This window comes from Kitasatospora sp. NPDC059462 (genome assembly GCF_042749955.1).
Lineage (GTDB): Bacteria > Actinomycetota > Actinomycetes > Streptomycetales > Streptomycetaceae > Kitasatospora.
The window spans coordinates 1-7,889 of record NZ_JBHYUU010000278.1 but is presented as its reverse complement, the minus strand read 5'-3'; the positions used below and the strand labels follow the sequence as shown (position 1 = coordinate 7,889).

Annotated in this window: 6 protein-coding genes; all 6 read right to left on the bottom strand. The window is 74.2% G+C overall.

The features are described from left to right. Window positions 1–108 precede the first annotated feature (108 nt). Complete coding sequence (locus ACFXAM_RS36490; protein WP_380297966.1) at window positions 109–2,229, bottom strand: glycosyl hydrolase family 18 protein; 2,121 nt, start codon at window positions 2,227–2,229, stop codon at window positions 109–111. Between the two features lie 959 nt (window positions 2,230–3,188). After that, window positions 3,189–3,890, bottom strand: a complete 702-nt coding sequence (locus ACFXAM_RS36485; RefSeq protein WP_380297964.1) for a hypothetical protein — start codon at window positions 3,888–3,890, stop codon at window positions 3,189–3,191. An 84-nt stretch (window positions 3,891–3,974) separates the two neighbouring features. Next, entirely contained in the window at window positions 3,975–4,946 is a 972-nt protein-coding gene (locus ACFXAM_RS36480) for an ABC transporter substrate-binding protein (protein ID WP_380297962.1), read from the bottom strand. A 105-nt stretch (window positions 4,947–5,051) separates the two neighbouring features. Further along, window positions 5,052–5,744, bottom strand: coding sequence for an ABC transporter permease (locus tag ACFXAM_RS36475; protein ID WP_380297960.1), 693 nt, complete (start codon window positions 5,742–5,744; stop codon window positions 5,052–5,054). Beyond that, window positions 5,741–6,409 (bottom strand): ABC transporter permease, encoded by a 669-nt coding sequence (locus ACFXAM_RS36470; protein ID WP_380297959.1) that lies wholly within the window; start codon window positions 6,407–6,409, stop codon window positions 5,741–5,743. Before ACFXAM_RS36470 ends, ACFXAM_RS36475 begins: the two co-directional genes overlap by 4 nt. Beyond that, window positions 6,399–7,586, bottom strand: a complete 1,188-nt coding sequence (locus ACFXAM_RS36465) for an ABC transporter ATP-binding protein (RefSeq protein ID WP_380297957.1) — start codon at window positions 7,584–7,586, stop codon at window positions 6,399–6,401. Before ACFXAM_RS36465 ends, ACFXAM_RS36470 begins: the two co-directional genes overlap by 11 nt. Window positions 7,587–7,889 lie beyond the last annotated feature (303 nt).

The following is a 7,889-nucleotide window of genomic DNA, read 5'->3' as shown; positions in this document are numbered from 1 at the left end:
GCGCGCCCGGCCCGGGTGCGGCCGGCCGCCGGAAAGGGCCCCGCCGGGGTGCCACGACACGAGGGTCGCGGCACCCCGGCGGGGGAGTGGAACGGGGGCTTTCGGCCGTCAGGCGATCGAGAAGTCGTCGCCGAAGACGTTGCCCTGGCCGTACCAGCCGTGCAGGTACACCGTCACCGTGCCGGAGGCGCCGGTGGTGAACGGGACGGAGAGCTTGGTCCAGCCGGAGCCGCTGGTCCACGCGGAGCCGGTGGCGCCGCCGCTCACACCGATGTAGGAGTAGCTGCCCTGGACCCAGCCGGTCAGCGTGTACGCCTTGTTGGGCGCCAGCGTCACGGTCTGGGCGCACTCACCGGTCTGCGAGCCGGTCGCCGCCGCCTGGAGCGCGTACGAGCCGGAGTGGACCGGGGTGCTCACCACGGAGCCGCCGGCCTGGCAGGTCCACGGGCCCAGGCTGCCGGTCTCCAGGCCGCCGTTGGCCAGACCGCCGGGCGGGGTGACCCCGGTGACGGTCAGGGTGTAGGTGGCGGTGTGGCTGCCGGAGGCGGCGGTGCCGGTGATGGTGAGCGGGTAGCTGCCCGGGGTGGTGGTGGCCGCGGTGGCGATGTTCAGCGTCGCGGGCGAACCGGCGGTGACGCTGCCGGGGTTGACCGTGGCGGTGACGCCGGCCGGGGCGCCGCTGACGCTCAGGGCGACGCTCTGCGCGGAGCCGGCGACGACACCGGTGTTGACGGTGGCGCTGGCGGAGGAGCCGGCCGTGACCGAACCGGCGGCCGGGCTCACGGCGACCGAGAAGTCGTTGCCGGGCTGGGTGCTCGTCACCTTCAGCGTGTAGGTGGCGGTGCGGGTGCCGCTGGTGGAGGTGCCGCTGACGGTGAGCGGGTAGCTGCCCGGGGCGACGGAGGCCGTGGTGGTCACGGTCAGCGTCGCGGGCGTACCGGCCAGGACGGTACCGGGGTTGACCGTGGCGGTGACGCCGGCCGGTGCGCCGCTGACGCTCAGGTTGATGCTCGGCGCGGTGCCGGTGGAGCCGCCGGGCGGGGCGACCTCGGCGGTGAGGACGGTGGCGGTGGTGGAGGAACCGGCCGTCACGGTGCCGGTGGCGGGGTTCAGGCTGAGCGCGAAGTCATTGGTGGACGGGGTGTTGCTGGTGAAGGGCGCGAAGATCTTGCTGAAGTCCCAGGTGTTCTGCTGGATCCCGGAGCAGTCGTCGCGGCCGCCGACACCGGGGCACTTGCCGGTGTCGCGCTGCAGCGCCCAGAACGACAGGGTGCTGATGCCCCTGGACAGCGCCCAGTTGTAGACCGTGGTCGCGTTGGCCAGCGTGAAGGTCTCGGCCGGGCCGAAGTCGTCGATGCCGGGCATCTCGATGATGCCGATCGAGCCCCAGAGCTGCGTGGGGGTCTTGGTCGGGTACAGCTTGGCCAGCTGGTTGTACAGGCCGGTCGCCGCGGTCTGGGTGTCGGCGGCCATGTCGTGCGTGGCGTTGTCGTAGTAGTCGAACGTCATGAGGCTGACGACGTCGATCCGCGCGTTGTTGGTGACGGCGTTGCGCAGCAGCGCGAGGCCGTTGGAGGCGAGGCCGCTGGTCGTGGTCGGCAGCGTGTAGGCGAACTGGACCTGGCGGCCGTTGGCGGCGGCCCAGTCCTGGGTCAGCTTGATCGCCTTGTTGCGGCGGTCGACACCCGCGGCGTTGTCCAGCGAGTCGGCCTCGATGTCGAGGTCGATCCGGGTGATGTCGTAGGTGGTGATCAGCTTCTGGTACGCGGCGGCGATCTGGTTGACGTCGGTGCAGCTGTCGGCCAGTTCGGTGCCGGTGGTGTCGGCGGTGTAGCCGCCGAACGACGGGATCACGTTGCCGCCGTTGGCCCGGATGGTGGCGAAGTCGGCGCCGAAGGACGACTGCGCGATCGGCAGCGAGGTGTCGCCGTTCCAGTACGGCGTGCAGGAGCCCTTGGTGGCGGTCTGCAGGAACGCCATCGTCAGGTTCTTGGCCCCGGACTGGGCGGACAGCGCGGCGGGGCTCTCGCCGGTCCAGGACTCGAAGTAGGGGGCGAACACCCGGCTGGGGATCGGGGTCGGGGCGGCGGCGACCGGGGCCGCGGCCTCGACGGAGACCTGGTTCACCGGGGCCGCGCCGGCCGACACCGCGCCGGCGACCAGGCCGGCCGAGGCGACGAGCGTGGCGCAGGCCGTCAGGGCGGCCCGAACTGTTCTGTGTAGACGCATGGGTTCTCCAACAGACGTGGTGGGGCAGGGCGTTGGTGAAGCGTGCGGAACTGCGCCCGCAGAACTGCGCTGCGGTCCTTGCGGGGGCGTGCAGGGGCGTGCGGAACCCTCGTAGGGGAGAGGGGCGTGCGGCGGGACGGTGGCGCGGGGGTGTGCGGGACCCGCAGGCGCGCGGCACGGACGGACGGCGTGCGCGGACGCGCGGACGCCGTGACGGGGCCTGGGGGCGGAGCAGAGCAGGGCATGGCAGGGCAGTGCCTCAGCCGCCGGTGGTCACACCCCCACAGTGCATCCCGGTCGGATCGACATGCCTATGGTTGGACTAGACCACTCGTCTGTCAAGAGTCCTTACAGTTCGTCAGCGAACCGCAGCCGGTTCGAGGTTGGCCGAGTGAGGGTCAACCGCCGACAAATCCGCTTGTGGCCCGGTCGGCCGCTCCGACATCATCGGGGCATGCGAGACCTCGACTGGAAGTCCGACAGAGAGGGCGGCTGCCGCCCGCACCGGTGAGCCCCCGGCTCCCGGGTCCCGGCCCGCCGCCATCGGCGGCCGGCGGCCGGACCGGCCCCGTCCGCGCCCGCTCCCGTTCGTCCGTTCTGCCGATCCTTCGCCCTCCCGTGCCTGCGTGCGCCCGTTCTCCCGGGCGTGCGCCGCCGTGGACGGCTCTTCACTCCCACGCGCCCGTGCACCGGGCGTCCGCAGGGCGCACCACCGCGCCCGTGCGCCCGTCATGGCCGGCGCCGCGGCCGCGTGACGGTGCGCTCCGTGTCTGTGCGTTCTCGCGCCTGTCGACCCCCGGAAAGGAGGAACCCGTGGACTTCATCACGTCCGACGACAAGGACACCGCCTGGAGCCTGGTCTGATCCAGGGGGTGGGCCGTGGCCGCGCGGTGGTCGTCGCGCGCGGCCACGGTGGCCCGGAGCTCAGGACACCGGGCCGTTCGGGGGGTGCCGGCGGTTCAGGCCGGCGGGCAGAGGGTGGTGCGCAGCGCGTCCAGGATCTTGTCCGCCTTCTCCGGTCCGAAACCCAGGGGATGGGCGGGATCCGTGAAGCGCAGGTCGGCCAGCTCGGCCAACTTGGCGCGGTCCTTGGGGAACCGGTACATCGCCTGGCACTGGTTGCGGGCCCGGTCGACGGCCTGTTCGGGATTGCCGCCGACGATCGCCGGGTCGATCGCCTCCAGTGCGGCGATCAGCCGCGCGGTGACGTCCGCGGCGGGTGCGGCCGGCAGCCCGGCGTCGGCGGGGGGTGCCGGCTTCGGCGCCGCCGGGGGATCGGCGGGGGAGCCGGCCTCCGGTGGGGTGCCGGTGGCCCCCGCTGCGGGCGACACCGGGGGAACGGTCGCGGTCGTGGGCGCGGTGGCCGGTGCGCCGGCCGTGCGGCCGGGGTGGGTGGGGGCCGCACCCTCCGCGACCGGGGCGTCGGGCGCGTCGGAGGCGCCCGGTGCCGGGGCGGAGGCGGTCGCGGCCGGCGTCGCGGCCGGCGTTCCCGATGGTGCGGGGGTGCCCGGTGCGGCGGCCTCGGTGGGGCCGGTCACGGCGGTTCCGGCCGGGGTGGTGCCGGCCGCGGTGGTGGCGGAGCCCGAGCCGGAGCCGGAGCACGCGGCGAGGCTCACCGCGGCCAGGGCCGTGAGGGTGGCGGCGAGAAGGCGAGTGCGCATGCCGTCACACTGTCATGTTCGCGCCGTTCTGGGGAAGGTGCTGCCGGGCCCGGGATCGGCTCCCGGGCCCGGCATCCGGCGTGGTCAGGAGAGCCCGTTGCTCTTCAGCCAGTCCTTGGCCACCGCCGACGGGTCCTCCTTGTCGACCGCGACCTTCTTCATCAGCGCCAGCAGCCCCGCCGTGTCCAGCTTGGCCGACACCGCGTTGAGCGCGCCGGTCGCCGTCGCGTCCACCTTGGCCTTGTTGACCAGCGGCGTGACGTTCTGGGCGGCGAACAGGTTCTTCGGGTCGGTCAGCGGGACGAGCTTCAGCTGCGTGATCTTGGGGTCCGTGGAGAAGACGTTGCCGACCTGCACCGAGCCGTCCTTGACCGCGTTGGCGGTGGTCTCGCCGGTCGACTTCCACTCCTTGAACGTCACGCCGTAGACGTCCTTGAGCGGCTGTTCCTGGCGCGACTTGAACTCCGGCGGGCCGCCGATGGTCAACTCGCCCGCCTTGCCGGCCAGGTCGGCGATCGACTTCAACCCGTACTTGTCGGCGGTCTCCTGGCTGACGCTCAAGGTGTCCTTGTCCTCGGCGGGGGAGGAGTCCAGGACCGCGAGCGAGGCGGGCAGCGCCTTGGCCAGCTCGGCGTTGACGGCGCTCGTGCCCGGATCCGCGGACTTGCCGCCGAGGTAGGCGAGCAGCGAGCCGTTGTACTCGGGCAGCACGGACAGACTGCCGCTCAGCAGCTGCCCGTAGAGCACCTCGCGGCTGCCGATGTTGAACTTCTCCTCGACCTTCACGCCCTTGGCCTTGAGCGCCTGCGAGTAGATCGAGCCGAGCAGCACGTTCTCGGGGAAGTTGGCCGAGCCGACCACGACCGGCCCGCCGGCCGGGGCACCCGCGGTGGCGCTGCCGGCGGGCGCCGGGGCCGCCGAGTCCTTGCCGCCGAGCGGGTCGCCGCCGGAGGAGCAGGCGGTCGCGGTCAGGGCGAGCGCCGCGAGGGCGGCCAGCGCGGCGGCCCGGCGGCCGGCCTTCACCGTTCTCAGCGGCGTGGATACGGATGTCGACATGGTGATGGGTGTCCTTTCGAGGTGGACGTCACGGTCGGTCGAAGGAGGTGAAGAAGGTGAAGGAGGTGAAGGAGGCTCGGGAGTGGGGGGAGCGGGCCGGAACGGTCACGTCGGCTGCCGGGCCGCGGCCAGCTGCTGGGCGCGCAGCCCGGGCGGCAGCGCGTAGCGGGCGAGCAGGGCGAAGAACGCCTGGGCCCCGACGGCGAGCAGCACGACCAGCAGCGCGCCGCCGACCGTCATCGCGTAGTCCCGGGTGGCCAGACCGTCGACGACGTACCGGCCCAGACCGCCGAGCCCGACGTACGCGGCCACCGTCGCCGTCGCGATCACCTGCACGGTCGCCGTCCGGAAGCCGGCCAGCAGGGTCGGCAGCGCGGACGGCACGCAGACCTGCCGCAGCACCTGCGGATGCGTCAGCCCGACGCCGCGCGCCGCGTCCCGCACGTCCGGGTCGGTGCCGCGCACCCCCTCGACGGCGGCGACCAGCAGCGGCGGCGCGGCCAGCGCGACCAGGGGCACCAGGACGGCGGTGTCGCCGACCCCGGCGAGCAGCACCGCCAGCGTCACCAGCCCGAGCGTCGGCAGCGCGCGGGCGGCGCCGGCCAGCGCGGTCACGGCGGTGACGCCGCGCCCGGTGTAGCCGATCAGCAGCCCGAGCGGGACGGCCAGCAGCGCGGCGAAGAGCAGCGCCTCGCCGGAGAACAGCAGGTGCTCGGCGATCCGGTTGACGATCGAGTTCGGGCCGCTGCGGCGGTCCGGGTCGGAGAAGAAGTCCCCCAGCCAGGTGAGCCAGTTCACCGGCCCGCCCCCCTCTCCCGCACGGCCCACGGCGCCAGCAGCCGGCGGGCGCCGACCAGCAGCAGGTCCACGGCCAGGGCGAGCGCGGCGATCAGTACGATTCCGGCCACGATCGGGGTCGGGAAGGTGCGCTGGAAGCCGTCGACGAACAGGTAGCCGAGGCCGCCGCGCCCGACCAGCGCGCCCACCGAGGCCAGCGAGATGCTGGAGACGGCGGCCACCCGCAGACCGGCCACCAGATAGGGGACGGCGGCGGGCAGTTCCACCGCGGCCAGCCGGTGCCACGGCCCGTACCCCATCGCGGTCGCGGCCTGGCGCACCGGGTCGGGCACGGCGCGCAGCCCGTCCACGGTGGTGGGCAGCAGCACGGCGAGTGCGTAGAAGGTGAGCGGGATCATCACGGTGGCCTGGGTGGCGAGCCCCGTGTAGGGGATGAGCACCACGAAGACGGCCAGCGAGGGCAGGGCGTAGACGATGTTGAAGACGGCGGCGAGCGGCTGGTAGAGGCGCGGGTAGCGGGTGCAGGCCAGGCCGAGCGGGACCGCCAGCAGCAGGCCGATCAGGACCGGGAACAGCGCGATCGCGGCGTGGTCGGCGAGCAGGTCGCCGAGGTAGCCGAGGTGGTCGCCGATCCAGTACCAGCGGACGATCGGTTCATCGTCCACCGGTGGCTCCGTCCTTCTCGGGCTCACCGGCGCCGGGGGCGTCCGCCGTGGGGGCGTCCGGACCGCCCGTTCCGGCCGTGTCCGCGCCGGCCCGGTCCGCCGGGGGGACCCGGGCGACGACGGGCGAGGGGGCCGGGGGCGCGGCGAGCGCCGCCAGGACGGCCTCGCGGTCGGCCGTACCGGTCACCCGGCCGTCGGCGTCCAGGGCGGTGGCGATCCCGGCGGGGGAGAGCACGGCGGCGTCCAGCGCCGCGCGCAGCGTGTCGGTCCCGGGCCGGAACCCGGGCGCGGGCTGCAGGGCGGCCCCCGCCGCGTCCCGGTCGATCCACCCGATCGGGCGGCGCTCGTCGTCCAGCACGAGTTCCCAGCCGCCGAAGAGCGCTCCGCCGCTCCCGGCCGGTATCGGCCGCACCGCGACCGCCGCGGCCGGCCGCAGCCCGAGCCCGCGCAGGCCCCGGTCGCGGCCGAGGAAGGCGGCGACGTCCGCGTCGGCGGGCGCCGTGAGCAGCGTGTGCGGGTCCGCCAGCTGGGCGATCCGGCCCCGCTCGCGCAGCACCACCACCTGGTCGCCGAGCCGGACGGCCTCCTCGATGTCGTGCGTCACGAACAGCACCGTCTTGTGCAGCTCGGACTGCAGGCGCAGCAGCTCCTCCTGGAGCCCGGCCCGCACCACCGGGTCGACGGCGCTGAACGGCTCGTCCATCAGCAGGACCGGCGGATCGGCGGCCAGCGCCCGCGCGACGCCGACCCGCTGCTGCTGGCCGCCGGAGAGCTGGAACGGGTACCGCTTGGCGGTCTCGGGGGCGAGCCCCACCAGGTCGAGCAGCTCGGCCGCCCGGGCGCGGGCCTTCCTGCGGTCCCAGCCGAGCAGGTAGGGGACGGTCGCGACGTTGTCGATCACCCGGCGGTGCGGGAACAGCCCGGCCTGCTGGATCACGTACCCGATGCCGCGCCGCAGCTTGGCCGGATCCAGCGCCGCCACGTCGGTGCCGTCCAGCAGGACCCGGCCCGAGGTCGGCTCGACCATGCGGTTGACCATCCGCAGCAGGGTGGTCTTCCCGCAGCCGGACGGGCCGACCAGCACGGTGGTCCGGCCGGTGGGGACGTCGAGGTCGAGGCCCTCGACGGCGACCGTGCCGTCGGGGTGGCGCTTGCCCGCGCCGTCGAATCTGATCACGGGGTGTTTCCTCGTCCCGGCGGCCCCCGGCGGCGGCGCCTGTGGTGTCGTCTGTCGGCCTGTCGGTCTCGGTCGGTGTGCCTGTCGCTCGCGTGGCTGCCCGCCCTGGCGGCGGTGGAAACTCTGATCAGCCTATGACCTGACGACCCTTGTGTCCCTGATTTCCCAGCCGTGGGGGGGGGCCCCGGGGGGCGCGGCCCCCCCCCGGGCCCCCCCCCCCCCGGGGGCCCGCCCGGCCCCCGGGCCCCCCCCACCCCCGCGGGCCGGGGGTGGGTTTAAAAAAAAACAAACCCCCCCCCCACA